Origin of the sequence: Microbacterium daqui (genome assembly GCF_050408675.1) — a bacterium.
In the GTDB taxonomy this organism is placed as follows: domain Bacteria; phylum Actinomycetota; class Actinomycetes; order Actinomycetales; family Microbacteriaceae; genus Microbacterium.
Genome location: NZ_JBNTKF010000002.1, coordinates 140,469 through 165,251, shown reverse-complemented (window position 1 = coordinate 165,251; position 24,783 = coordinate 140,469). Strand labels below are relative to the sequence as shown.

Genomic DNA, 24,783 nt, shown 5'->3' with positions numbered 1-24,783 from the left:
ACGGGTCGGCACGGCGTGAAATAACACGGCTCCGGAACCACGGGGCGGCATGACGAGGAATCACCTGGTTCCGGCACCCGTGATTCCCGCACCCCGTGGTTCCCTCACCCGTACTGCCGCCCCCGCGCGGCGAACGACGAAGGGCCCGTGCCGAAGCACGGGCCCTTCACACGCAAAACCCTTAGGCCAGCGCGAGTTGTTCTTTCACCACGGCGGCGAGCTTGCTCGCGTGTGCGGTGGCGGTTGCCTTGTCAGCAGCTTCAACCATGACGCGCACGATCGGCTCGGTTCCCGACGGGCGTAGCAGCACGCGGCCGGTGTCGCCCAGCTCGGCTTCAACCGCGCTAATCGCGTCGGCGATAACCGTGTTGCCTGCAACGCCGTCGCGGTCGACGCCGCGCACGTTGATCATGATCTGCGGGTAGATCTTCATGATGCCCGCGAGCTCAGCCATCGACTTCTTCTGGCGTGCCATCTCAGCGACGATGTGGAGTCCGGTGAGGATTCCGTCGCCGGTGGTGGCGTACTTGGCCATGATGACGTGGCCCGACTGTTCGCCGCCGAGGCCGAAGCCGCCGCGGTTCATCTCTTCGAGCACATAGCGGTCGCCAACGCCGGTTTGCTTCACCACGATGCCGCGTTCGCCCATGGCGCGGTGCAGGCCGAGGTTGCTCATCACGGTTGCGACGAGGGTGTCTTCGGGCAGGATGCCACGCTCGTGCATCGAGGCGGCGAGGATCGCCATGATCTGGTCACCGTCGATGATCTTGCCGTTAGCGTCCACAGCGAGGCAGCGGTCAGCGTCGCCATCGTGGGCGATTCCGACGTCGGCGCCGTGTGCGATCACAGCGTCAGCAAGGTTTTCGAGGTGCGTCGAACCGACACCGTCGTTGATGTTCAGACCATCCGGGTCAGCACCAATAACGGTCACGCGGGCGCCTGCATCGCGGAACGTCTCGGGTGAGACACCAGCGGCGGCACCGTGCGCACAGTCGAGAACGACGTGCAGGCCATCGAGCTTGTGCGGCAGCGACTGCAGCAGGTGCACGACATAGCGGTCTTCAGCGTCGGCAAAGCGACGAATGCGACCGACTTCGCCACCGGTCGGCTGCAACTTCGGACCGGTCATCGCGGCTTCAATGCGCGCTTCGACCTCGTCCGGGAGCTTGACGCCGCCGTGTGCGAAAATCTTGATCCCGTTGTCGGGAGCGGGGTTGTGCGACGCCGAGACCATGACACCAAAGTCGGCGTCAATGTCAGCCACCAGGAAGGCGAGCGCGGGCGTCGGAATCACACCGGCGTCGAGCACGTCGACGCCAGAGGAGGCGAGACCGGCGGCAACAGCTGCGGCAATGAACTCGCCGGAAATGCGCGGGTCTCGGGCAATAACGGCAGTCAGGCGCTTGCCTGTCTGCCGACGTGCCTCGGCGGAACGGCCTTGGCCCAGGACGACAGCAGTCGCCTGGGCCAAGGACAGCGCCAGATCAGCGGTGAGGGAACCATTTGCGAGTCCCCGCACGCCATCGGTGCCAAAAAGCGGCATAGTAACCGAAACGCTTCTTAACGCTTCGAGTACTGAGGAGCCTTGCGGGCCTTCTTGAGACCGGCCTTCTTGCGTTCCTTGACGCGTGCGTCGCGGGACAAGAAGCCAGCCTTCTTCAGGGTTGCGCGGTTGTTCTCAACGTCAACCTCGTTTAGCGCACGAGCAATGCCGAGACGCAGAGCGCCGGCCTGGCCCGAGTCGCCACCACCCGAGATACGAGCGATGACGTCGTATGCACCCTGAAGGTTCAGAGCGGTGAACGGGTCGTTGATGAGCTGCTGGTGCAGCTTGTTCGGGAAGTAGTCCTCGAGCGTACGGCCGTTGACCGTGATGGTGCCCGAGCCGGGAACGATGCGCACGCGAGCAATAGCCTGCTTGCGACGACCGACGGCGCCACCGGAGACGGTGAGAACCGGGCGCACTGCTGCGACCGCGGTCTCGTCAACGGGGGTCGACGTCGAGTATTCCTGCGGAGTTTCGATGGAGTCAGAGATCTTCGCCACGAGTGTGTCCTTAGTCAATCGGCGCTTACTGGGCGACCTGGTCGAAAACGTACGTCTTAGGCAGCTGAGCGGCGTGCGGGTGCTCAGCACCTGCGTATACCTTCAGCTTGCTGAGCTGGTTGCGGCCCAGGGTGTTCTTGGGGAGCATGCCGCGAACGGCCTTCTCCACGGCGCGAACCGGGTTCTTCTCGAGAAGCTCGGCGTACGAGACAGCCGTGAGGCCACCCGGGTAACCCGAGTGGCGGTAGGCCATCTTCTTCTGGAGCTTCTGACCGGTCAGTGCGACCTTGTCAGCGTTGATGATGATGACAAAGTCACCCATGTCCATGTGCGGAGCAAAGGTGGCCTTGTGCTTGCCGCGAAGGAGCGTTGCGGCGTGCGAAGCGAGGCGACCGAGAACGACGTCAGTCGCGTCGATAACCAGCCACTCGCGCTGGGCTTCGCCAGCCTTCGGCGTGAAAGTGCGCGTCATGATTGAGCTGCTTTCTTGTGGATCGAACGGAGAGGTTCGTGAATCCCACTCCGGGAGGGTTCGCTCAGTTGCCTGATTGAACACATCGGTGGAGGGCTCACGTTCGGATGCGCACGAGCAGTCGCACGCACCAATGAAATAGCTTACGTTACCGGCCGCCAATCACCAAACCGAGGTTTGCCGCAAGTCTCTTACGCGAGACGGAACCGTTCGCAGCACGAGAAAGGAATGGTTCCGGAACCACGGGGTGCGGGTTAGACGATGGCAGCGTGAGGGACGCGGCCGGGAAGGGTGGCGTCGATCTGGATCGGCAAGTGGTCGCTGGATCCTTGCGGGAGGGTCGTGATGTCGTCGATGCGGAAGCCGATCGACGTCGCGAAGTCGTAGTAGCCCTTGAAGAAGCGGTATCGGGTGTAGGTGCGGCTGTCACTCATGGAGAGTTCGAACCCCACCTCGCGCATGCGTTGCGACAGGTTCTCTTTGAAGACGGGGTAGTTGTAGTCGCCGACCATGAGAATCGGCAGGCCTTCGCCGAGCTGGCCGAGCTCCGAGAGCGCAACCTTGATTTGGTGCCGGCGCAGCGAGTTGAGTGCGGTCAGCGGCGCGGCGTGAAACGACGCCACAATGAAGTCACGATTGTCGTCGATATCGTGCAGACGCACGCCCAGCACACGCTCGTGCGCCGGTCGCAGCACGCGGTCATGCAGTGACTTCTTCAACGCCAGCGAGACGGTCGCACCAACGCGGTAGGCGCTTGCGCGTGCGTAGACGGCGAGGCCGAGGCGGTTCATTCGTGTCGCGTCAGCGAGCTTGAGACCGGCGATTTCATCGGGAATATCGGTGGTGTCGCACTCCTGCAGACACAACACGTCGACGCCTCGGGCGGTAACCAGTTCATGCAACTCGTCCACCGCGCGATGCTTGCGCAGGTTGTACGAAATGACTCTCATCACTGCCACACTACGCCCGTCTGGGGTGTGCTGGCGCAGGTTCTGCGGACTAGTCGAGTTCTCGTCGCGCTCGCGTTTGTTCGGCACGCGCAGCGAGCAAATCATCGGCCGGATAACCGACTTCAGACAGCGTCAAACCGCGTGCCGCGAGCACCTTGAACGCGCTCGTGCGCTCCCCCGCCTCGCGCAGAGTGACGACGTCGTCAGGCTCGAGTCGGCCCTCGCCGACAGCCGCACACGCACCGACCAAAGCACGCACCATCGAGTGACAAAACGCGTCAGCCTTGAGGTGCGCGACTAGCACGCCCGCATCATCGCGGCGCCAGTCAAACTCCAGCAGCGTGCGAATCGTTGTGGCCTCTTCACGCGGCTTGCAGTAGGCCGCGAAGTCGTGCAGACCGATGAGGCGTGACGCCGCTTCGTTCATCGCGTCAACATCGAGGCTCGCCTTGTGAAACGTCGTGAACGCACGCGTCAACGGGTGGTAGCCCGACACCTCGTCGGCCAACCGGTACTCGTACCGACGCCACACCGCCGAAAAACGCGCGTCAAAACCCTCCGGCGCCCGCGTCGTCAACATCACGTCAACGTCGCTGTATGCGCCGACAACCCCGCGAATGCGCCTGGCAATCTGCGACACCGCGTCTTCACCCGGCGCCGTGCGCCGCTGCATGATGCGCTCGACCTGATCCTCATCGAGGTCGACGTGAGCAACCTGACCCGACGCATGCACCCCGGCATCCGTGCGTCCGGCGACAACCAGCCGAATGGTTCCGCCCGCAATGCGCTCCAGCGCCGCCTGCAACGTGCCCTGCACGGTGCGCAGGCCGGGCTGCGTCGCCCACCCACGAAAATGGGTACCGTCGTACGCAATATCGAGGCGGATCCGCATGAATCCAGCCTAGCGGTGCGGCAGGTTGCGCCTCACGCGCACGCTCCCGCGAGCGGGTGAGCGGAACCACGTAGCTGAGCCCGGAACCACGGGGCTCAGCCACGGAATCAGTTACGCCGTGCGGCGGCGGCGCTGAGCCTGGCGCTGCTTCTCTTCAAACCAGCGCGGGTACAACTCGGCGCTGACGCGGCGGGCCGCGACCAGCACAAGCGGAATAAGCGGCTGAATCGTGAGGTTCTGACCGGCGAGCGCGATGGCGGCGACGGGGCCGTCCGGGCCCATGATGGGCGCGGCGACGGAGTTCACCTTCGTCCACTCGAGGCCACCCTGAATCGCGGCGACACCGGAGCGACGGCGCGCGATTGCAACGGCCGAACGCACCTCACCCATCTCGATGTCAGCCTCTTCTTCGCGGTGCGTCAAGATAGCGTCAGCCGTTTCCGGGTCGAGCGTCGACAGAATCGACCGACCCGCTGCGGTGCGCTCAACCGGGTACCGGAACCCGACGCGCGACGGCGGAAAGCTCACACCCTTCATCGAACCAATGCGGTCGAGGTAGTGGATGAGGCTCGTTCCCTCCATGACACCGAGGTGCACGAACAGCCCGGTGGCTTCGTGCAGATCCTGGAGGGTCTGGGCCGAAGCTTCGCGAATCAGCCCGTGGTTCCCGTGGTTTTTACCGACGGCGATCATGCGCTGACCCAGGCGGTACCCGCGGCGGTCGCGCTGCACCCAGCCGACATCGACGAGCTGCGTCAGCAGGCGGAAGGCGGTGGAGCGCGGCAGCCCGGTCATGTCGGTGAGGTCGCTCAGTAGCAGTCGATCGGGGCTCTTACTGAAGGCGTCCAGAATGTCAGAGACGCGCTCGATAACGCTTGAGCGCGAGTCGGCATGAGTATCGTCCAGCTCGACGTCTTCGTCGAAAGGCAGGGTGCGCTGGTTCATCAGATTCTCCTGTACTCAGTTACGGGTTGTGCCGGCGAGGGTGCCGGCGGGGGTGTTGCGGTGTGCCGCTACGGATGCGGCCGCAAGCTGCCGTGCGGCAGCCTTGTCGACCTTTCCGAGCGGGGTCTTGGGGAGCGCGTCGACGAACACGACGTGCTTGGGCGCGTGCACTTTGCCGCGGCGTTCACGCACCGCCTCGATGAGCGCGGTGGTGTCGATGGTGGCGAGTGGAACCACGAGTGCGGTGACAGCCTCGCCCCAGTACTCGTCGGGTACGCCGACGACGGCGACGTCAGCCACGTTCGGCAGCGTCGCAATGACGGATTCAACTTCGGCGGAGTACACGTTGAATCCGCCGGAGATAATGACGTCTTTCGAGCGGTCAACGAGGGTGAGGAATCCGTTGTCGTCGAAGCGGCCGAGGTCGCCGGTGTGCAGCCAGCCATCGCGGAACGTCTCTGCGGTCTGCTCGGGGCGCTTCCAATAGCCCTGCGCGACGAGTGGTCCGCGCACGCACACTTCGCCGACCTCACCGGCTGGCACGCGGTTACCGTCAGCATCAAGCAGGGCAACGTCGAGCCAGGGCACCGGCCGCCCACACGTCGTGAGGTTTGCGACGTTGTGCTCATCGCGCTTCAGCACGGCGATCGTCATGCCGCACTCGGTCTGGCCGTAGAACTGGAAGAACACCGGGCCGAAGCGCTCGATCGCGGCAGCAAGGCGGGCGGGCAGAATCGGCGCGGCACCGTAGTAGACCGTCTTGAGCGACGACGTGTCGAACTTGCCAGGTGCGTCGAGGAGCGCGTACAGCATGGTCGGCACAACAAACATGGTGTCGACGCGCTCGCGTTCGATCGTCTCAAGAACCGTCGCGGCGTTGAATGTCGGAAGCACGATGACCCGGCCACCACGCAACAGCGCGGGCAGAACGAAGGTGCCACCCGCGTGCGTAAGCGGCGTTGCCAGCAACAGGGTCGGCCGGTTCGGCCACTCCCACTCGCTCATCTGAATCTGAATCAACGTCGCGGCCGACCTGAAGGTTCCGATCACGCCCTTCGGGCGCCCCGTGGTTCCGCCCGTGTACGCAATCGAGCTCATGTTTTCGGGGCCGCGTCCCGCGAATTCCAGCGGCGCCGCAGTGTGCGCGAGCGAAGCGTGTGCGACGTCGTCACCGACAGCGGCGGCGCCAAGCGTCAGAATCTGGCAGCGCTCGCGGTGGTTCCATTCGAGTGTGGCAATCGTGTCACCGAAGGCGGCCGCGTCAACGACGAGCACCTCGATCTCAGCGTCGTCGAGGATGAAAGCGAGGTCTTCGGGCGATGCCGAAGCCGACAGCAGTGTGAGGCGTGCGCCCCGCATTTGCGCCGCGAATTGCGCGAGCAGGGCGTCGGCCGTGCTCTTGGTGAGGAGCGCAACCGGGGTGCCGGGAACGATGCCGCGGGCGGCAAACTCCTGCGCGTATTGGCTGATGCGCCGCGCCATATCAGCACGCGTGAGGCTGATCTCACCGATCGTGAGCGCGATGGAATCACCATCGTGGCTCAGTGCACGGATGAGAAGCTCGGCAGTCGTTGCGTGCTCGTGAAGAGCGGAGTGCGGAGCTGAAAAGGGAGTCGGAGGCGTCGTTGCCACGCGACTAATCTAGCACTTGCTTGGTTAACGTCAAATCGTTAAGTTACCTGTGAATTCTGCACGGTGCGAGCATGTGCTCACGCGCGACAAACGCGGCCGAATGTCAAAGCGAAGCGACCGGGGGTCGGAAGAATTGCGCCAGAACAGCACAACCGGCGTGGTGCCCGCTTTGCCGCACGATTTCCCCGACCTCCGGTTGCTCGCGCTCGGTCACGGTGAGCCGCCGAAGCACTTAAACCAACCGGTCCTCCGGGGTCACGACGAGCAGTGGATCCTTGCGAATGACCTTGCCCGTTGCGTTGCGCAGCAGCGGCTCGTCACGCAACCGAATGAAGGCCGGGCGCTTGTACCGCGCGAGGCGCTCTTCGAGGTGCGCCGCGATGTCGGCAATCGTGAGCGTCGATTCGGGCGCCAGCACGATGATCGCGGCGACCTCCTGCCCCCACTCCTCGTCGTCGACACCGAAGACGATCGACTCCTCGATCTCCGGGTGCGTGGCCAGCGCGTTCTCAACCTCGGCCGGGTACACGTTCTGCGCACCGCGGATGATGAGGTCAGAACGGCGGCTGCGCAGGCGCAGTTCGCCACCCTCCATGCGACCGATGTCGCCGGTGCCAAACCACCCGTTCTCGTCGACGCCACCGCGTTCGCCCATACCGTAGTAGCCGATCATGACCAGCGGACCACGCAAGAAAACTTCGCCTTCGACGCCATCCGGCACGACGGTTCCGTCGTCGCCACGAATCTCAATCTCCATCGTGACGATGGGGGTACCGACCGACTCCGGGTCGGCCTCGAGCATCGCCGGCGTGCCGACGGTCGCCGCCGATGACGACTCGGTGAGCCCGTACGTCGTGCTGAACGAGCCCGCGAGCCACGGGAACCGCTCGCGGAACGCGGCCTTCAACGTCGGGCTCGACGGCGCCGAGTTGACGGTCAGCGTGCGCAGTGACGTGAGGTCGTAGGTAGAGGTGTCTTCGGCGAGCACGCGCGCGATCATGGTCGGCACGGCGCCCCAGTTCGTGATTTTCTCGGCCTCGATGAGGGCGAGAATGTTCGGCACCGAGAACTTGCCGAGGCTCATGACCACCTTGTCGCCAGTCACCATGCGCACGATCGCGAGGTTGTGCAGCGACGCGATGTGAAACAGCGGCGAGACGAGCAGGTAGGTGCGGTGCGGGCGTTCCAGCCCCATCGCACGAATCGTGGCGTCGCTGAACAGGTGGAACCACGTGGCCGTCGCGACGTTGCGGTGCGAGTGCACAGAACCCTTCGGGCGACCGGTGGTGCCCGACGTGAAGATGACGACGGCGGGGTCATCGAGCGCGACATCCGCTTCGATCGCCGGAGCATCGGGATACTGCGCGATAGCGTCGGCGACGGTCTGCTCGAGCGAAACCACGCGGTCGTGGTCGACGGCGCACGTCGCGAGGCGCTCCTGCAGGTCGCGATCGGCGAGCACGACAACGGGGTCGGTGAGGGTGATCTGGTGCTCCAGCTCGCCCCCGACACCCATCGAGTTTCCGGCAACCGCAATCGCACCGAGCGACGTGATCGCCCAGAACGCGAGCAGCCAATCGGCAGAGTTGTGGCCCAGAATCATGACGCGATCGCCGTGCTTGACACCGTACGTGTCGCGCAGCAGTGCAGCCGTAGCACGCGCGCGGTTGCGGTGTTCGGCGTACGTGAGGCGCAGGTCGCCCGCGACGAGGTACTCCTCGTTGCCGAAGCGAATCGACTCCTCCAGCATTTCGCCGAGCGTCATGGTCTGGTTGTGAAAGATGTTGGCCGGGTGGCCGAGCACAGTCTCGGTGCGCACTTCGAAGAACTCACCGGGCGCGGTGAGGTCGGCGAAGATCTGTTCCTTCGTGCGGGGTGACGTCATCGTCGTTCCTTGCATAGTCATCGAATGGTGAGCTGTCCGCCGTCGACGTTCCACGACTGCCCCGTGATCCAGCTGGCGTTGTCGCTCAGCAGAAACAGGGCGGCCTCAGCAATGTCGTCGGGCGTGCCCATGCGACCCATCGGGATGGTGGCGGCAACGTAGTCAGCCCACTGTTCGGGTGTGCGGTCGCCGAGGCGTGACGTGTCGACGACACCCGGGCAGATCGCGTTGACGCGAATGTTGCGTGAACCGAGTTCTTTCGCCATCGATGACGTGAGCGATTGAATCGCTGCTTTCGACGCCGAGTACGCGGCGGTGAACGGGCCCGAAAGCTTGCCACCGATGGAGGAGATGTTGATGATGCCTGCCGGGGCGGACTGCGGAACCAGGCGTGCGAATGCACGGCTCATCAGGAAGGTGCCGCGCACGTTGACACGCATCACGGTGTCCCATTCCGAAACGTCGAGCTCGGTGACCGTCACGCGGTCAGAGCCGCGTGACGCTGCCGCGTTGTTCACCAGAATTGTGGGCGCACTCCCCCACTCCGCAACGACGGTGTCGAAGATTTCGTTGACCGATGCTTCGTCGGAGATGTCGCCCGTGATCGTGAGCGCACGGGCACCGGCGGCACGAACGTCGTCGGCAACCGATTCAATGTCGCGCCAGCCAGCGGCGATTTCCGCGTCACCGCGGGCGGCGTCACGGCCGGTACCGACGAGCACAACGTCAACGCCAGCGGCCGCAAGCTGCTGTGCGATGCCGCGGCCGATCGAACGCATACGCCCGGCACCGGTCACGATCGCGATGCGGCCGGCAAGACCCGCCGTCATCGTGCACGCTCGATCAGGGTGCCGGCAGCCATCGCGCCACCAGCGCACGTGAGGATCATGCCGTAGCGGCCACCGCGACGCTCGAGCTCGTCGAGCACGTTGGCGATGAGGCGAATGCCGGTCGAGCCGACCGGGTGGCCGAGGGCGATCGCACCACCGTTGACGTTGAGGCGGTCGTGGTCGATGCCGTGCACCTTCGCGACCGACATCGGTACCGCGGCGAAGGCTTCGTTGACCTCAAAAATGTCGATGTCGTCAATGCTCAGGCCCGACTGCTGCAGCAGGCGTTCGGCCGCCTGTACCGGGCCATCGAGCAGGTATTCCGGCTCGCCACCGACAAGGCACTGCGCCAGAATGTAGCCACGCGGCTGGAGGCCGGCAGCGTTGGCACGCACCTCGCTCATGAGAATTGCGGCGGTTGCGCCGTCAGAAAGCTGTGACGAGGTTCCGGCGGTGTGGAAGCCACCCTCGCGGATCGTCTTGAGTCCGCTCAGACCCTCGATGCTGCTTTCGCGGAGTCCGCCGTCACGCGACACCACGGTTCCGTCTTCCAGCGTCACCGGCACGACCTGGCGGTCAAAGTATCCGGCTTCCCAAGCGGCGGCGGCACGCTGGTGTGAGCGCACACCAAACTCGTCGAGCTGCTCGCGCGTGAAGCCGCGGCGGGCAGCAATGCGGTCGGCGCCCTCGTACTGTGCGGGCAGGTTGACCGACCACGCCGGCGGACGAGGGTAGCCAAACTGACCGTCGGCGAGGTTCGACTGCAGCGGCACACGGCTCATAACTTCAACACCGCACGCGAGACCGACTTCGGTCATGCCCGCGGCGATCTGCGCGGCCACGAGGTGAACGGCCTGCTGGCCAGAACCACACTGCGCGTCAATCGTGGTGCCACCGATCGCGGTCGGGAAGCCAGCGTTGAGCCACGCGAAGCGCGCGATGTTGTTCGACTGTTCGCCGGCCTGCGTCACGCAGCCGCCGATGACCTCGTCGATCTCATCGGGTGCGAGGCCAACGCGGTCAAGCGCTGCCTTCTGGATCGTGGAGAGAAGGTCGACGGCGTGAACGCCGCTGAGCTGGCCTCCGCGCTTGCCGTAGGGCGAACGAATTGCGTCGATGATTACCGGGCGCGACATGGAACCTCCTTGTGCCGTGTATTGCTGATTCACGATAGGCACCGGCCTTGAGCACCCATGGCGGAGTTCTCAACTGGTGGGAGCAATCGCGCGAATGCGTCAGGCGAGCACCACGATGAAGGGAGCAGAGGAGCTTTCATGTGGGTATCACTGACGATTGACGACGATGTTGCGCTGGTGCGGCTCGACCGCCCGGCCGCCCTCAACGCAATGACCGCCGAGTTCGGTGACGAGTTTCGCGCGGCCGTCGAGTCTGCGGTCGGGGCGGGCGTTCGCGCGATCGTCGTGGCCGGATCAGACCGCGCGTTCAGCGTTGGCGCCGACCGCGCCGTTTTCACCCAGCCGTCGGCACCGCGCACGGCGCCGTCGGGGTGGCTGTGCTTGCGCGACATCGGCGTGCCGTCGATTGCGGCCGTCTCGGGTCACGCGATCGGCGGCGGCTTCGAACTCGCGCTCACGTGCGACCTCATCATCGCCGACCCGAGCGCCCGCTTCTCCCTGCCCGAAGTCTCGCTCGGCATCATTCCGGGCATGGGCGGAGTGCAGGGAGTGGCACGGGCGGGCGGAACCCTGGTGGCGCGCGACATGGTGCTCACGGGTCGCGTCGTGGGTGCGGCAGAAGCGGCGACGCTCGGCCTGATTTCCCGCGTGACGGAGCCCGGTGCGCTTGTTGCTACCGCTCTTGAGGCAGCCCGACGCATCGCCCAGCAACCGGTTGCCGCGGTCGCCGCGGCCCGTGAGGCCGTGACTCTCGTTGACCTGCCGCTGCCCAACGCGCTCCGCGCAGAACAGGCACTCCTCGCGCAGCTACGCACTGGTTCCGCTCGGCCGCAGTAGCGCACTCAACAGACGCAAGAACCCCGCCCCAAACACATTCTGGTCGGCGAGACACCACCGCGGAGCGGGGGTCTCGCCGACCAGAATGTGTTTCGGCGTTAGGCCGGGAGCAGAGCGGCGCGGCCGTGCGTCAGGAACTCTGACACGAGTGTGGCCTTGTCGTCGGGCGACATGAGGCGGTACTCGGCGGTGCGGCCGACGCGCATGTACACGTCGTCGTCGGACTGCCACGCGGCACGGCGCAGCGGCGCCTTGTCGAGCTTGCCACTGCCGGTGAGGGGCAGCTGCTGCACGATGCGCACGAACGCGGGCCACCATTTGGCGCCCATGTCAGGCTGTGCAGCCAAGAACGACGCGAACTCATCGGCGTCAAACGTGGCGCCCGCCTCCATCTCGACGCCACACATCACGAGGTCACCCGTGCGCGGGTCGGCGATCGCGAACGACGGGGCCGACAGCACGCCGGGGGCGCGCTGCAGTACGCGTTCGACCTGAGCCGAGGCGAAGTTTTCGCCGTCAACGCGAATCCAGTCGGACGAACGGCCAGCAAAGTAGAACCAGCCATCCGCGTCGCGGTATCCGAGGTCGCCCGACCAGAAGTCAGCACCGCGCACGCGATCGGCGACGGCCTGGGGGTTGTGGTAGTACCCCTCAAACAGGTGCGCGAGCCCAACGGCGACCATCTGGCCCACCGCTTCGGGGTTCGCGAGGCGACCATCGGCGGTGAATTCCGCGCGCGGGCACTCTTCGCCCGTGTTCTCATCCATGACCCGCACGTCGGTCCCCTCTTGGGGGCGGCCGAGGGAGCCGGGAGGCGTGTCGGGCGTGCGCCCAATACGGAACACACCTTCGGTGAGGCCGTAGCCCTCCATCACGACGCAACCGAAGCGCTCACCAAAGCGACGGATGTCTGCTTCAGAAGCCTCGGTTCCGTACGCCAATTCCAGCGTCGAGTCAGCGTCGCGCGGGTCGGCGGGGTGGTTCAGCACGTACGACAGCGCGCGGCCGACGTAGTTGAGGTAGGTGACGCCGTAGTGGTGAATGTCGCCGGCGAAACGCGTCGCACTGAACTTGCGTGCGAGCGTCACGGTGGCGCCGATGACGAGTGCGGGCGCGAGGTTCATGATGATCGCGTTGCCGTGGAACAACGGCATGCACAGGTACGTCACACTGTCGCGACGCAGCGAAATGCGGTCGACGATCTTCGTGACCAGTGTGCCGAGGCGCTCCTGCCCGACGATGACGGCCTTCGGGGTTCCGGTGGTTCCGGAACTGAAGAGCAACAGGGCGATGTCGGTGCCCTGCGGTGTCTCGGTCGGCAGCCCCGCTCCCGCGTGTGCACCGAGCCATGCGGCATGGGTGTCGCTGTCGATCGTGCTGACCCGGTCGGCGGCGATGTCTGCGTCAACCAGCAGGTGACGCAGGCGCTCTTCGGTGACGATGACGTCGATGTCGGCGTTGTCAATATCAGCCGCCAACTCCGCAGCCGAACGCGACGCGTTCAAACCGACAACCGTGGTTCCGTTCATCGCTCCGGCTAGCAACCAGAACACGTAGTCGGGCACGTTCTCCAGCAGAATGCCGAGGTGGCGCTGGCGCCCCTCCGGCACCGGCACCACGCGCGACAGGGCGGCGGCGCGAACGCACGCTTCGGCGACAACCTCACGCCACGTCCATGAGCGGTCTTCAAAAACGAGACCGACCTTGTCATCTTCGGCGCGTGCGCGCACAACATCGGCGAACAGCGTCATGCGTTCATCAACTCCCGGGCGTAGTGGCAGGCAATCTGGTGGTCCGGCGCGATGGTTTCGAGGGCGGGCTCTTCAGCCGCGCACTTTTCGGTCGCGAACGGGCAGCGGGTGCGGAAGCGGCAGCCGCTGGGCGGGTTAAGCGGCGAGGGCAGTTCGCCCGCCGGAACCGGCACGTCGTCTTCCGCACCGGGCACCGACGAAAGCAACAGCTTCGTGTAGGGGTGCACGGCTTCGGTGACGAGGGTGTCAGACGGAACCACTTCACACACCTTGCCGAGGTACATGATCATCACGCGGTCGCTGATGTTCTTGACGACGGCGAGGTCGTGCGCGATGAAGACCATGCTGAGGTTGTGCTCGCTCTTGGCGTCTTCGAGCAGGTTCAGAATCTGCGCCTGCACGGACACATCGAGGCTCGAGACCGGCTCGTCGCAGATCATGAGGCGCGGGCGCATCATGAGCGCACGCGCAATGCAGACGCGCTGGCACTGGCCACCGCTGAGCTCATGCGGGCGGCGATCCCACACCGTGTCGGGGTCGAGGCCGACCTCGCTGAGCAGCTGACGAATTTCGGCGTCGGTGACCTTTTCGCCACGGATGTGGCGGCCCTCGGCAACGAGATCCTTGACCTTGCGGCGCGGGTTCAGCGACGACACCGGATCTTGGAAAATCATCTGCATCGCCGCGCGATCGGTGCGCAGCTGCTTGCGGGTGAGGCCGGTGAGCTCCTTGCCGTCGAGGCGGACGGAACCAGAGGTCGGCGAGGGAATTTGCATCACGGCACGGCCGGCGCTGGATTTACCGCAGCCCGACTCACCGAGGATGCCGAGGGTCTCACCCTCGCGCACTTCGAACGTGATGTCAGCGACGGCGCTGACCTGGCCGCCGCGCACCGGGAAGGTGACGACGAGGTTATCGACGGCGAGAACGGGCTCGCGGCCACCGTTGTCGAGAACGCTCTGGGTGGTGGATTCTGTCAACGGCATGATTACCTCACCGGATTCACGCACGCCCACTGGTGGGTGCGCTGGTCGGTCAATAGTTCAAGCGGGTTGCTGCATTCGGGCTGCACAGCCTTGCATCGGGCGGCGAAGCGGCAGCCGGTCGGCGGCGTGACCATGTTCGGCGGCGTGCCAGCGATCGCGTCGAGGCGCGTATGCGGCGCGTCTGCGAGCTGCGGAATCGCGTGCAGCAGGGCGTTCGTGTAGCGGTGGCGCGGCGCGTCGAAGAGCTCTTCCGCCTCCGCGGTTTCGACGAAGCGGCCGCCGTACATGACGGCAACGAGGTCAGCGCGACCGGACACAACGCCGAGGTTGTGGCTCACGAGGATCGTGGCCATCCCCATTTCCTCTTGGAGCTCATCGAGCAGGTCAAGAATCTGCCGCTGCACCGTGACGTCGAGCGCCGTCGTGGGCTCATCGGCAATCAGCAGCTTCGGCTTGTTAACGAGGGCCATCGCGATAACGACGCGCTGGCGCATACCGCCCGACATTTCGTGCGGAAACTGGTCGAAGCGACGCTCGGGTGCTGGAATACCGACACGGGCCAGCATGTCGAGCGCCACGGTGCGGGCTTCGGCCTTGCTCATGCCTTGGTGCTTACGCAAGCCCTCGGTGAGGTGCGGCCCAATCTTCTTGACCGGGTTCAGCGCCGTCATTGGGTCTTGGAAGACCATGCCGATCTTGCTACCCCAAATTGAGCGCAGCTGCTTCGGTGACATGTTGTGAATGTTTTCGCCGTCCAGCAGCACACTGCCGGTGACTTCAGACGTCGCGCTGGAGGCAATGAGGCCCATGATGGTGCGCCCCAGCACGCTCTTACCCGAGCCCGATTCACCCACGACTCCGAGGGTTTCACCGGCCTTGAGGGTGAACGAGACACCGTCGACCGCGCGCAGCATGCCGCGTGCCGTCTGTAGCTTTGTGTGCAGGTCGTTGACCTGGAGGAGTTCGGTCATGTCAGCTCCTAGACCTTGGCCTTGCGGGAGTCGAAGTGCGCACGCGCCTTCTCCCCGAGCATGTTGAACGAGAACACCGTCAGGAACAGCGTGATGCCGGGCACGAGCACGATGTGCGGGTGCTTCTGGAAGGTCAGGCCCTCACCCTCGGCGATCATGTTTCCCCATGTGGGCGTGGGCGGCGGAGTACCGAGGCCAAGGAAGCTGAGCGACGCTTCGGCCACGATCAGCACCGAGACCATCACCATGCCGTACGACGCGAGCGGCAAGAACACGTTCGGCAGCAGCTCCTTGAACATCAGGCGCCAGTTGGAGGCACCCATAGAGCGGCCCGCGAGCACGAACTCACGCTGTGCGAAGGTGAGCGTGTTGGCGCGCGCAATGCGCACCATGCTGGGCAGCGCCATCAGCATGAGGGCGAATGACAGGTTCCAAATGTTCGGCTCCAGCACCGTCGCGAGCGCGATGAGCAGGATAAGCGGCGGAACCGCGAGCAGCGAGTTGGTGAGGATCGAAATGACGCGGTCGGGCAACTTGCGGTAGAAGCCAGCGATGATGCCGAGCAGGCCACCGATGAGCATGCCGAGACCGACAGCGATCAGCGCGACGACGAGCGAAATGCGGGCACCGTAAACGATGCGGGCCAGCATGTCGAGGCCGAGGTTGTTGGTACCGAGCAGGTTGGGCGACAGCAGGTCGGGGCGTGCCATGACCGGGTCGTCCAGCGTGGCGGATGAGTCTTCGAACTCACCGAACGGCAGGATCGGGGCGAATGCTGCCGCACCGATAAGCAACACGAGCCACGCAGTGCAGAGCCACAGCGAAGCATCAAACCCGTTGCCGCGCCACGCACGACCGAGGTACGCGAACGCCTGGAACAGCAGAATCGCCGTCAGCAGGTAGCCGCCCGCCTGTAGCCAACCTTGGCCCTGCAGGTTGAACGTGGAGATGATGCCCGCGACGATGCCGGCGACGGCAAGAATGCCACCGATGATGACATTGACGGTGCGGGGCCGGGGCGTGCGCTTGTTCTTCAGTCGCACAACCTCGGTGCGCGGCGGCGTGGGCCGCGGCGGGGTGGCTTTGGTCAGTGACTCAGACATGTGCCCTCCGGATGCGGGGGTCGAGGCGACCGTACGAGAAGTCGATCAGAAGGTTGGTGAGCACGTAGATCACGGCGATCACCATGACGGCGCCCTGGATCGTGACCACGTCGCCGTTGCTGGCCGCGCTAATGACAAGGGATCCCATGCCGGGGAGCGCGAACAGGTACTCCACGATGACCGTGGAACCAATGAGGCGACCCAGCGAGATGCCCACGATCGTGACCATAGAGAGGGATGCGGGGCGCAGGGCATCGCTCAGCATGATGCGAAGCGGCGACATGCCCTTGGCCTTGGCCGCGAGGATGTAGTCCTCTTGCAGCGTCATGATGAGGTCGTTGCGCAGGATACGCGTGAAGGTCGCCGTCTCCCCCAGTGCGATCACGAGCGCGGGGAGAAGAGCGTGATAGAGGTTCAGACCAAAGTCATCGGTGATGCGCACCCATTCGGCGCGAGGGAACCAACCGAGCCAGTTCGCGAAGACCATGATGACGATGAGGCCGAGCAGGAAGCTCGGGATCGACAGCATGCCGAAGGCACCGGCGCTGATCATGCGGTCCAGTCGACCACCGGCGAAGTAGGCCGAGATCATGGCGAGCGGAATAGCGAGCAGCAGGGCGATACCAATGCCCATGATGGCGAGCTGCACACTGACCGGCAGCGCGGAGGCGATGCGCTCGGTGACCGGCGCGTACGGCGGCATCATCTGCGTGCCGAGGTCGCCTGTGAAGACGCTACCGAGCCACGAGAAGTAGCGGACGATGGCGGGGTCGTAATACCCCAGCTCGATACGAATCTTCTCGTATTCTTCCTCAGGGTAGCCCTCACCCAAGATGGCGATCGCTGGGTCTGAACCCATCAGGTTCACCAGAAGGAAGGTTCCGAGGCTCACCACCAAAAGCACAATGATGAGGTCTACGAGAGTGTTCGTTACCCGGCGCCAGGCCATGGTACGTCTCCGTTCTCCGCTCCGTTACGGATAAGGTGTGGTGCCGCCGGCCGCAAGACCGACGGCACCACAGAGGTATTACTTCGAGTCGACCCAAGCGTCGTCGAGGAGAACCATCGACGCGCTCGATCCCTTGACACCGTGCAGGTCGTCCGACCAGGTGAAGACCTCGGTGAACTTTGCCCACGGGATGAATGGGATGTCCTTGTTCATCTGCTGCTGGATCTTGTCAACGACCTCCAGCTGCTCGTCCTTGGTTCCGGCGACCTGGAAGCTCTCAATGAGGGCGTCCATTTCGGGCGACGTGTACGTCTGGTACGTCTGGGTGCCGGTGGAGTGCATGTTCGAGACCATACGCGGCAGCGGGTCAGCCTCGCGGAGGTTGATGCTCCATGCCGAGATGTCGTAGTCCTTGTCAACCGAGATGCGCTTGATGCGGTCAGCGATCGTGCGCGTCAGTTCCAGGGTGACAGTGAATCCGACAGCTTCGAGCTGTGCCTGAAGCGCCGTTGCGCGGTTGCGGCTGGTGGGGTCGTTGCTGTCGAGGTATTCGAGGTGACCGTCATAGCCGTCTGCCATGGCAGCTGCCAGGAGTTCCTTCGCCTTCTCGCGGTTAAGCTCAGCTGCGCGGGTGTCGGTCTCCCAGACCGAGCCGGCAGCGAACAGCGAGTTGTCTCCCTCGACGACACCGTCGAATGCGCGGTCCATCAGAACCTTGGCGTCGACCGCCAGCTGGATGGCCTGACGCACACGGATGTCTTCACCGGGGAAGCCGGGCTGTGCGTTGATGAGGGTGATCGTGCCACCGTTCACACCAGAAGCGAGGCCGTTGTATCCAGCGTCGAGCACCTGCTGTACGTAGTTCGACTGGAGCACGAACGTTGCGTCAACGGAACCAGCGGCGAGGGAGTCGAGGGATGCCTGCGGGTCCGGGAGGAAGACGCCGGTGACCGACTCGAGGTTCGGCGTACCGCCCCAGTAGTCTTCACGTGCGTCGAGCGTGATGGATTCCGCGGCCTTCCACTCACCGAGTGTGAAGGGGCCAGCACCGATCGGCTTGAAGGTTTCGCCAACGCCAGCTGCGGCGGCAACAATCATGCCGGGGCCGGTCGACAGGATCGAGCGGAAGCCAGGCCACGGCTTGTTGAGCGTGTACTTGATCGTCAGCGGGTCGACGACCTCAATCGCGGTGACGTTCGACTTCCACATACCGGCTTCCGGCGCAGGCATCGAGGCGTAACGCTCCTGGCTGGCTTTAACGGCTGCAGCGTCGTAGGCGCTGCCGTCCGAGAACGTGATGCCCTCATTGAGGGTGACGGTCCACTCGTCGAAGGTGTCGTTCGACTCAACGCTCGTTGCGGTCTGCGGAACGAATTCGCCCTTCTCAACGTCCCAGCGGGTGATCGAGTCGAAGATGTTGAGCATCTCGACACCACCGGTGCTGGCTGCAACGATCGTGACGCCCGGGTCGAGTGAGCGCGGCTCGGCGTACGCTGCCCAGCGCAGTTCGCCGCCGGGGACCGGGTCGCCGCCTTCGTCTGCCTTGAGCAGGCCGTCCTTCATCTCAGGAACGGTTGCGGGGTAGGTGTTCTGGGCCGGGGCTTCGGTTGCGTTACCGCTACCGCCACCGCCTGCCGGGGGCTGGGTCGCTGTGTTGGAGCATCCGGTAGCCACCAGCGCGCTGATTGCGAGAGCCGCAATCACCATGCCTGTACGGGTCTGTGACTTCATGTGAATCTGTCCTCCTGGGGGTGGGCTTCATTGCCTCTCGCCGGAGTCGGCGCGCGGCCAGCGTATGAAGGTTCGGATAGGCGGTTCAACGCCGATGCCATTGGGTGAGACTTAAACGTCAATCGTGATGAAAAGGCCCCGCGCAGTGACGGCTTTGACACCGTCGTGAATGATCTCGGCGTCGACCCAGTGCTTGCGCCCGTCGACCTCCGAAAGGCGCGCGACGATCTCAATGTCCGCGTCCAACGGCAGGCGCTGGCGATACTTCATGTCGAGCTGCGCGGTGACGGCGCGGATGCCGAGCGCCTGAATCATGACGCCGGCAACAACGTCGATCAGGAAGGCGCTGATGCCGCCGTGCACGCTGTTGGGCGGCCCTTCTTCGAAGGCTGAGGAGCGCCAGTTCGCGATTACGCGGTCGTCTTCAAAGCGCATCACCGGCTGCGGATAGACCGGGTTGAATCCGGTCGGAAACCAGCGGCCCTCTGCTCCGCGCTCGCGCTCGCGTTGCACGGCGTCAAACGGGCGACGCAGCAGGCGTTCGCGTGACGGTTCGCCGAGGAGGTCGTGCACGGCCTCGATGGCCTCGATGACCTCGGCCGATTTCTGTTCAGAGATGTCGACGAGCGAGGCGCGCTCCAGTAGGTCGCGCGCGGCTGACATGAGTGCCGAGTAGGGGTGAGTGTTCACCGTGGGTGCTGTCATGGCAGAGCGAGTACCTTTCGCGCGATGATGCCAAGTTGAATGTCGGGAGTTCCGCCGCCCATGAGAACGGCGGGCAGGCCGAGGTGGTCGAGCACGTCGCCCGCGGTGTCGGTGGCGGTGAGTGCCGCTTGACCCGGGGTGCTGTGGTCGATGAAGGCCATCAGGTCGGTCGAGCCTTCGCGTTGCGCGATGATGTTCGCGACCTTGAGCACGCTCGTCTCGCTGTCGGCGTTGCGGCCCTGTAGGCGTTGCAGGGCACCGCGCACGGTCAGGGCGGCGAGCACGGCTTCGCGGGCTGCCGCGCGCCCGAGGGCGGCACGGGCGAGAGCACGCGTGTCGTCGTCGGGGGCGTTAGCGATGACGGCACGGAACCGTGCCGAGTCGCCGTGGCCGAGAGCTTCACCCATGCGCAGGCGTTCGTTCGCAAGAGTCGTGGTCGCCAGCTTCCAGCCCTCCCCCGGCTCACCTACGACGCAGTCGTCGGGCACGAAGACATTGTCGAGAAAGACTTCGCAGAACTCGGCAAGTCCCGTCGCCTGGCGAATCGGGCGCACCGTGATGCCTTCCGACGCCATGTCGATGAGGAAGTAGCTGAGGCCCTTGTGCTTCGCGACCGTGGTGTCGGTGCGCACGAGAGCGGCACCCCACTGGGCGACGTCGGCGAGCGAGTTCCAAACCTTTTGGCCGCTGAGTCGCCAGCCGCCGTCAACCCGCACGGCACGCGTGGCGACGCTCGCGAGGTCGGAACCAGCACCCGGCTCTGAAAAGAGCTGGCACCAGAGAATTTCTCCGCTGAGCGTGGGCGCGACGAACCGTTCACTTTGCGCGGCGGTGCCGTGGGTGATGATCGTGGGCAGCACCCAGTTGCCGATGACGATGTCGGGTGGCACGATGCCAGCGCGCCGGAATTCGGCGGCGATAACGTCTTGCTCGCTTGGGTCCGCGCCGCGGCCGTACGGCGCGGGCAGGTGCGGTGAGACGAGCCCCGCGTCGGCAAGCTTCTGCTGCCACGCGATGTCGCTCGCTTTCAGCCACGCGTGCGAGCTGTCACGCTGTTCGCGATTGCCGGTCGCCGCAAGAACCGCCGAAACCTCGGCACGAAGCTCGGGGTGGGCACTGTCATCAGTGAGGCGCACGTCACGCTTGTCGGTTTCGGCAAGCTGACCGAGCCGCACTTGCCACGCGGCCGTCGAGCGGTCGATCGCGGCGTTCGCGAGCGCGCGGCGCCACAGCAGGTGGGCGTCGTTCTCCCACGTGAAGCCCATCGCACCGAGCGTCACAACAAGTTCGACCGCATTCTCGATTGCGGCGGGGACGGTCGTGACGGCGGCTGCCGCGACGGCGAGGTCGCGCTGGTCGGTGTCGAGCGCGTTGATCGCGTCCCACGCTGCCGCGCGGGCGCTTTCGGCACGCACCTGCATGAGCGAGAGTCGCTGCTGCATCGATTGGAACGAGCTGAGTGTGCGACCGAACTGCTCACGCAGACGGGCGTGCTCGACGGCGAGCGTGACGCAGCGTCCGGCCACGCCAGCAGACTCGGCCGCGGCGAGTGCGACGATGATCGCGCGAGCCTGCTCAAGGTCAATTCCGGTGAGCACGGTGTTCGAGACGACGTTGTCGAGGGCCACATCGGCAACGCCGCGCGTGATGTCGGTGTGCGCGACGGGGGTGACGGTGGCGCCTGTCGTGACGATCCAGATGAGGTCGTCGCCGTGACGTGCTGACAGCACCACGTGCTCAGCCTGCGCTGCCCCGACAACGGCTCTGATGGTTCCGTTCAACACCCAGCCGTCGGCATGCGGCTCTGCCGTGATGCCCGACGCGACCGAGACCGCGCCCGTCGCACCCGCGGCGAATGCCGCGAGCGTCTCGGCAGCCGCAGCCGTTGGTTCCGCCGCCGCGCAAACCGCGCTCGCGGAGATCGTGGCGAGCACCGGCCCGGGGTGGAGGTGTGCGGCGAGCTGTTCGAGCACGACCGCAGCGTCGAGGAGGGTGCCGCCTGCGCCATCCGCGCTCTCGGGGAGGTGGATGGCGTGGAGGCCCTGCTCGACGATCGTCTGCCACTCGGCGCCAGCGGGCGCGTCAGCCCACGGCTTTTCGCGCACGTCACCGGCCGTGGTGGCGAAGCGTTCGGCAACGCTCGCCACCATCTCGGCGATCTCCTGTTGTTCGTCGGAGAGGCCGATTGTGGCCGTCATGAGATGCCGTCGGTGCGCAGCACGAGAGCCGAGTGCGGAACGGCGGTACCACCCGTGACGAGCACGTTTTCGACGCGCTTGTTCGGCTGGTTGACGCTCGTGCCGCGAATGAGGCGCACGCCCTCCGCGACGCCGTTGACGCCGTGAATGTACGCTTCGCCGAGCTGGCCGCCGTGCGTATTGACCGGCAGGCGTCCGTCGAGTTCGAGGTTGCCGTCGCGGATGAACGCGGGAGCCTCACCACGGCCGCAGAACCCGTACTCTTCGAGCTGCAGCAGCACCATCGGGGTGAACGCGTCGTAGAGAATGGCGGCGTCGATGTCGTTCGGCGTGATTCCGGCCTGCTGCCACAGTTGGCGGGCAACGAGCTCAACCTCAGGCATCGAGACGATGTCGCGGCGCGAGTAGCTGCTCATCGAGATCTGCTGCGGGCCGATGCCCTGCGCGGCTGCCACGATGACGGCGGGGTTCGGAACCAGGTCGCGAGCACGCTCGACGCTCGTGACGACGATGGCCTGGCCGCCGTCGCTCTCCTGGCAGCAGTCGAGCAGACGCAGCGGGTCGGCGATCATGGCCGAGTTCTGGTGGTCGTCGAGCGTGATCGGACGCTCGTAGAACCACGCCTTCGGGTTGTTCGCGGCGTGCTTGCGGCTCAGCACCGAGACGCGACCGAAGTCTTCGCTCGTTGCGCCGTACTGCCACATGTAGCGGCGGGCAAACATGGCCTCCTGCTGTGCGGGCGTGAGCAGACCGTAGGGGTTGATCCAGTTGCGGTATTCCTGGTCGGTGGTCGTCACGTACGCGAAGGGGGGCGGGCCGGAACCAAAGCGGTGGCCGGAGCGCTCGTTGAGTGCGCGGTACACGACGACGACCTCAGCGATACCGGTGGCGATCGCGATGGCGGCCTGCTGCAGCGGGGCAGCGGCTGCGCCACCACCGTGCGGGATGCGGCTGAAGAACTTGAGCTCCGGAATGCCGAGCGCACGAGCGACGGCAATTTCGGGGTTGTTCTCCATCGTGAACAGCACCATGCCGTCAACGTCGCTCGGCGTGAGGCCGGCATCTTGCAACGCGAGGTTCACACACTCGGCGGCGAGGCGCCATTCGCTGCGTCCGGAGTCTTTCGAGAATTCGGTGGCGCCGATGCCAACAACGGCTGCCTGTCCGCTAAACGACTTCATTCTGTGACCTCCTGCGCGATGCGAACCGACGGCAACATGGTTCCGTGCACGTGTTCGCGAATGACAATTTCCATGGGCGCACCCTCGACGAGCGCGGCGTGGTCGCTGTCGAAGACGTCGGCGACGATGCGTACGCCCTCTTCGAGGTCAACCAGGGCGATCGCGTGCGGGTACTCGAACGCGGAGTCTTGCGGGCGGTGCGCGATCGTGTAGCTGTACAGCGTGCCGCGCATGGCGCACGTCACGGTGTCCCACTCGAACGACTGGCACGACGCGCAGCACGGTGCCGGCGGGTGACGCAACTCGGTGCACTGCGTGCAACGCTGCACTTCGAGCCGGCCCGCGGCCGCTGCCTCGAAGAAGAACGAGTTGTCTTGCGTGATGATGGGCTTGGGCACGCCCGTCGCTTGCGCGTTCATATCTCTCCCACACCGTTGTGAAGGGCCGCCGAGTGCGGCCGAGTCCAGCAGACCACAGCGCGAATGCGGGATTCGGGTCGGTTTCAGCCACCGGGACTGTTGCGTGAAGAAAGTTGGCGAGCGGAACCACGAGGGCAGTGTGCGGCCCGGTGCCACTCAGTAGGAGCGGCATCGCGGCGGTGCCGCGGATTTCTTACTTTGTAGTCACAAGCAAAGGAGCTCCATGTCTACGTCTTCTCTTCCGCTCGCCGATCGCGTTGCTATCGTGACGGGCGCTGCCGCTGGTCTCGGTCGTGCTGAAGCCGTCGCGCTCGCTGAGCGTGGCGCTGACGTTGTCGTCACCGATCTGGGTGACATGACCGAGACCATTGCTCAAATTGAGGCACTCGGTCGCCGGGCCGTCGCCGTATCTGGCGACATCAGCGATTGGGATCTCTCGGACACCCTCGTTGAGACCGCGGTGTCAACGTTTGGTCGCCTCGACATTGTCGTGAACAACGCGGGCATCACGCGTGACGGCATGCTGTTTTCGATGTCGCAGAAGCAGTGGGACGACGTGCTCAACGTGCACGCCCGCGGTCACGCGGCGCTCGGCCGTGCTGCCGGTGCGTACTGGCGCGAACTCGCGAAGTCGACGGGTGGCACCACCTATGGCCGCATCATCAACACGGCTTCGGAAGCTGCTCTCACCGGCAGCGCGGGTCAACCCAACTATGCTGCCGCGAAGTCCGCGATCGTGTCGCTGACCGTCGCTGAGGCCCGTAGCCTCGGCAAGTATGGCGTCACTGCGAACGCGATCGCCCCGCGCGCCCGCACCGCTATGACCGCCGGTGTCTTTGGCGAGTCCGATGCCGAAGGCTTCGACCCTCTCGACCCCGCCTGTGTCGCACGATTCGTGGCGTACCTCGCTTCGCCGCGTGCTGGTTCCGTCACCGGCCGCACGTTTGTGGCGTACGGCGCGATGGTCGCCCTCGTCGCCCGTCCCTCGATCGAACACGTCTTCACCGCCGGCGGCGCCGCGTTCGACGACGACTCCTTGGCTGACGCGATCGACGCTTACGAGGCTCCCGCCGCCCCCACGCTCGCCGACGAGCTCGCAGCGCTCGAAATCGCCGCCGGCCTGCGCTCGTAGGGGCCGTCGCACTTCTGTCACGCTGCCCCGCA

22 protein-coding genes are annotated in these 24,783 nt (G+C 65.1%); 2 read left to right on the top strand and 20 right to left on the bottom strand.

Annotated features, from left to right (window positions below):
• Positions 1-181: 181 nt before the first annotated feature.
• The 10 genes from glmM to ACQUSY_RS02035 all read right to left on the bottom strand — a co-directional run bounded on the left by glmM (position 182) and on the right by ACQUSY_RS02035 (position 10,788).
• Entirely contained in the window at positions 182-1,543 is a 1,362-nt protein-coding gene (gene glmM, locus ACQUSY_RS02080) for a phosphoglucosamine mutase (protein ID WP_428902860.1), read from the bottom strand.
• Between the two features lie 17 nt (positions 1,544-1,560).
• Entirely contained in the window at positions 1,561-2,046 is a 486-nt protein-coding gene (gene rpsI / locus ACQUSY_RS02075; protein WP_147825068.1) for a 30S ribosomal protein S9, read from the bottom strand.
• 25 nt (positions 2,047-2,071) lie between these two features.
• Positions 2,072-2,518, bottom strand: coding sequence for a 50S ribosomal protein L13 (rplM, locus tag ACQUSY_RS02070; protein ID WP_428902859.1), 447 nt, complete (start codon positions 2,516-2,518; stop codon positions 2,072-2,074).
• A gap of 254 nt (positions 2,519-2,772) precedes the next feature.
• Positions 2,773-3,468: an endonuclease/exonuclease/phosphatase family protein gene (locus ACQUSY_RS02065; protein ID WP_428902858.1), complete on the bottom strand. Its 696-nt coding sequence runs from the start codon at positions 3,466-3,468 to the stop codon at positions 2,773-2,775.
• Between the two features lie 49 nt (positions 3,469-3,517).
• On the bottom strand, positions 3,518-4,360 hold the full coding sequence (gene truA / locus ACQUSY_RS02060) for a tRNA pseudouridine(38-40) synthase TruA (protein ID WP_428902857.1): 843 nt from the start codon (positions 4,358-4,360) through the stop codon (positions 3,518-3,520).
• A gap of 111 nt (positions 4,361-4,471) precedes the next feature.
• Positions 4,472-5,305 (bottom strand): IclR family transcriptional regulator, encoded by an 834-nt coding sequence (locus tag ACQUSY_RS02055; RefSeq protein WP_428902856.1) that lies wholly within the window; start codon positions 5,303-5,305, stop codon positions 4,472-4,474.
• A gap of 15 nt (positions 5,306-5,320) precedes the next feature.
• Positions 5,321-6,937, bottom strand: a complete 1,617-nt coding sequence (locus ACQUSY_RS02050) for an AMP-binding protein (RefSeq protein ID WP_428902855.1) — start codon at positions 6,935-6,937, stop codon at positions 5,321-5,323.
• Between the two features lie 232 nt (positions 6,938-7,169).
• Positions 7,170-8,822: a class I adenylate-forming enzyme family protein gene (locus ACQUSY_RS02045; protein ID WP_428902854.1), complete on the bottom strand. Its 1,653-nt coding sequence runs from the start codon at positions 8,820-8,822 to the stop codon at positions 7,170-7,172.
• 17 nt (positions 8,823-8,839) lie between these two features.
• Positions 8,840-9,652 carry an SDR family NAD(P)-dependent oxidoreductase gene (locus ACQUSY_RS02040; protein ID WP_428902853.1) on the bottom strand — a complete coding sequence of 271 codons (813 nt, stop codon included), beginning with the start codon at positions 9,650-9,652 and terminating at the stop codon, positions 8,840-8,842.
• Positions 9,649-10,788 carry a steroid 3-ketoacyl-CoA thiolase gene (locus ACQUSY_RS02035; RefSeq protein ID WP_428902852.1) on the bottom strand — a complete coding sequence of 380 codons (1,140 nt, stop codon included), beginning with the start codon at positions 10,786-10,788 and terminating at the stop codon, positions 9,649-9,651. Before ACQUSY_RS02035 ends, ACQUSY_RS02040 begins: the two co-directional genes overlap by 4 nt.
• A gap of 138 nt (positions 10,789-10,926) precedes the next feature.
• Between ACQUSY_RS02035 and ACQUSY_RS02030 the strand changes: the two genes are divergently transcribed.
• On the top strand, positions 10,927-11,625 hold the full coding sequence (locus tag ACQUSY_RS02030) for an enoyl-CoA hydratase/isomerase family protein (protein ID WP_428902851.1): 699 nt from the start codon (positions 10,927-10,929) through the stop codon (positions 11,623-11,625).
• Between the two features lie 98 nt (positions 11,626-11,723).
• Here ACQUSY_RS02030 and ACQUSY_RS02025 read toward each other — a convergent pair whose 3' ends face one another.
• The 10 genes from ACQUSY_RS02025 to ACQUSY_RS01980 form a co-directional block, all read right to left on the bottom strand.
• Entirely contained in the window at positions 11,724-13,376 is a 1,653-nt protein-coding gene (locus ACQUSY_RS02025; RefSeq protein ID WP_428902850.1) for an AMP-binding protein, read from the bottom strand.
• Positions 13,373-14,362, bottom strand: coding sequence for an ABC transporter ATP-binding protein (locus tag ACQUSY_RS02020; RefSeq protein WP_428902849.1), 990 nt, complete (start codon positions 14,360-14,362; stop codon positions 13,373-13,375). The genes ACQUSY_RS02025 and ACQUSY_RS02020 overlap by 4 nt, the downstream gene beginning before the upstream one ends.
• A 2-nt stretch (positions 14,363-14,364) precedes the next feature.
• Positions 14,365-15,333, bottom strand: coding sequence for an ABC transporter ATP-binding protein (locus ACQUSY_RS02015; protein WP_428902848.1), 969 nt, complete (start codon positions 15,331-15,333; stop codon positions 14,365-14,367).
• Positions 15,334-15,341: 8 nt separating this feature from the next.
• Entirely contained in the window at positions 15,342-16,436 is a 1,095-nt protein-coding gene (locus tag ACQUSY_RS02010; RefSeq protein WP_428902847.1) for an ABC transporter permease, read from the bottom strand.
• Positions 16,429-17,385, bottom strand: coding sequence for an ABC transporter permease (locus tag ACQUSY_RS02005; protein ID WP_428902846.1), 957 nt, complete (start codon positions 17,383-17,385; stop codon positions 16,429-16,431). The genes ACQUSY_RS02010 and ACQUSY_RS02005 overlap by 8 nt, the downstream gene beginning before the upstream one ends.
• Positions 17,386-17,463: 78 nt before the next feature.
• The gene (locus ACQUSY_RS02000; RefSeq protein ID WP_428902845.1) at positions 17,464-19,116 is read right to left on the bottom strand and encodes an ABC transporter substrate-binding protein; all 1,653 of its coding nucleotides are present in this window, start codon (positions 19,114-19,116) and stop codon (positions 17,464-17,466) included.
• 111 nt (positions 19,117-19,227) lie between these two features.
• Complete coding sequence (locus ACQUSY_RS01995) at positions 19,228-19,821, bottom strand: PaaI family thioesterase (protein ID WP_428902844.1); 594 nt, start codon at positions 19,819-19,821, stop codon at positions 19,228-19,230.
• Entirely contained in the window at positions 19,818-22,019 is a 2,202-nt protein-coding gene (locus ACQUSY_RS01990; protein WP_428902843.1) for an acyl-CoA dehydrogenase family protein, read from the bottom strand. The genes ACQUSY_RS01995 and ACQUSY_RS01990 overlap by 4 nt, the downstream gene beginning before the upstream one ends.
• Positions 22,016-23,200 (bottom strand): lipid-transfer protein, encoded by a 1,185-nt coding sequence (locus ACQUSY_RS01985; protein WP_428902842.1) that lies wholly within the window; start codon positions 23,198-23,200, stop codon positions 22,016-22,018. The genes ACQUSY_RS01990 and ACQUSY_RS01985 overlap by 4 nt, the downstream gene beginning before the upstream one ends.
• On the bottom strand, positions 23,197-23,619 hold the full coding sequence (locus ACQUSY_RS01980) for a Zn-ribbon domain-containing OB-fold protein (protein ID WP_428902841.1): 423 nt from the start codon (positions 23,617-23,619) through the stop codon (positions 23,197-23,199). Before ACQUSY_RS01980 ends, ACQUSY_RS01985 begins: the two co-directional genes overlap by 4 nt.
• 223 nt (positions 23,620-23,842) lie before the next feature.
• On the opposite strand from ACQUSY_RS01980, the gene ACQUSY_RS01975 reads away from it, so the two are divergent.
• Positions 23,843-24,751: an SDR family NAD(P)-dependent oxidoreductase gene (locus tag ACQUSY_RS01975; protein WP_428902840.1), complete on the top strand. Its 909-nt coding sequence runs from the start codon at positions 23,843-23,845 to the stop codon at positions 24,749-24,751.
• Positions 24,752-24,783: the final 32 nt, after the last annotated feature.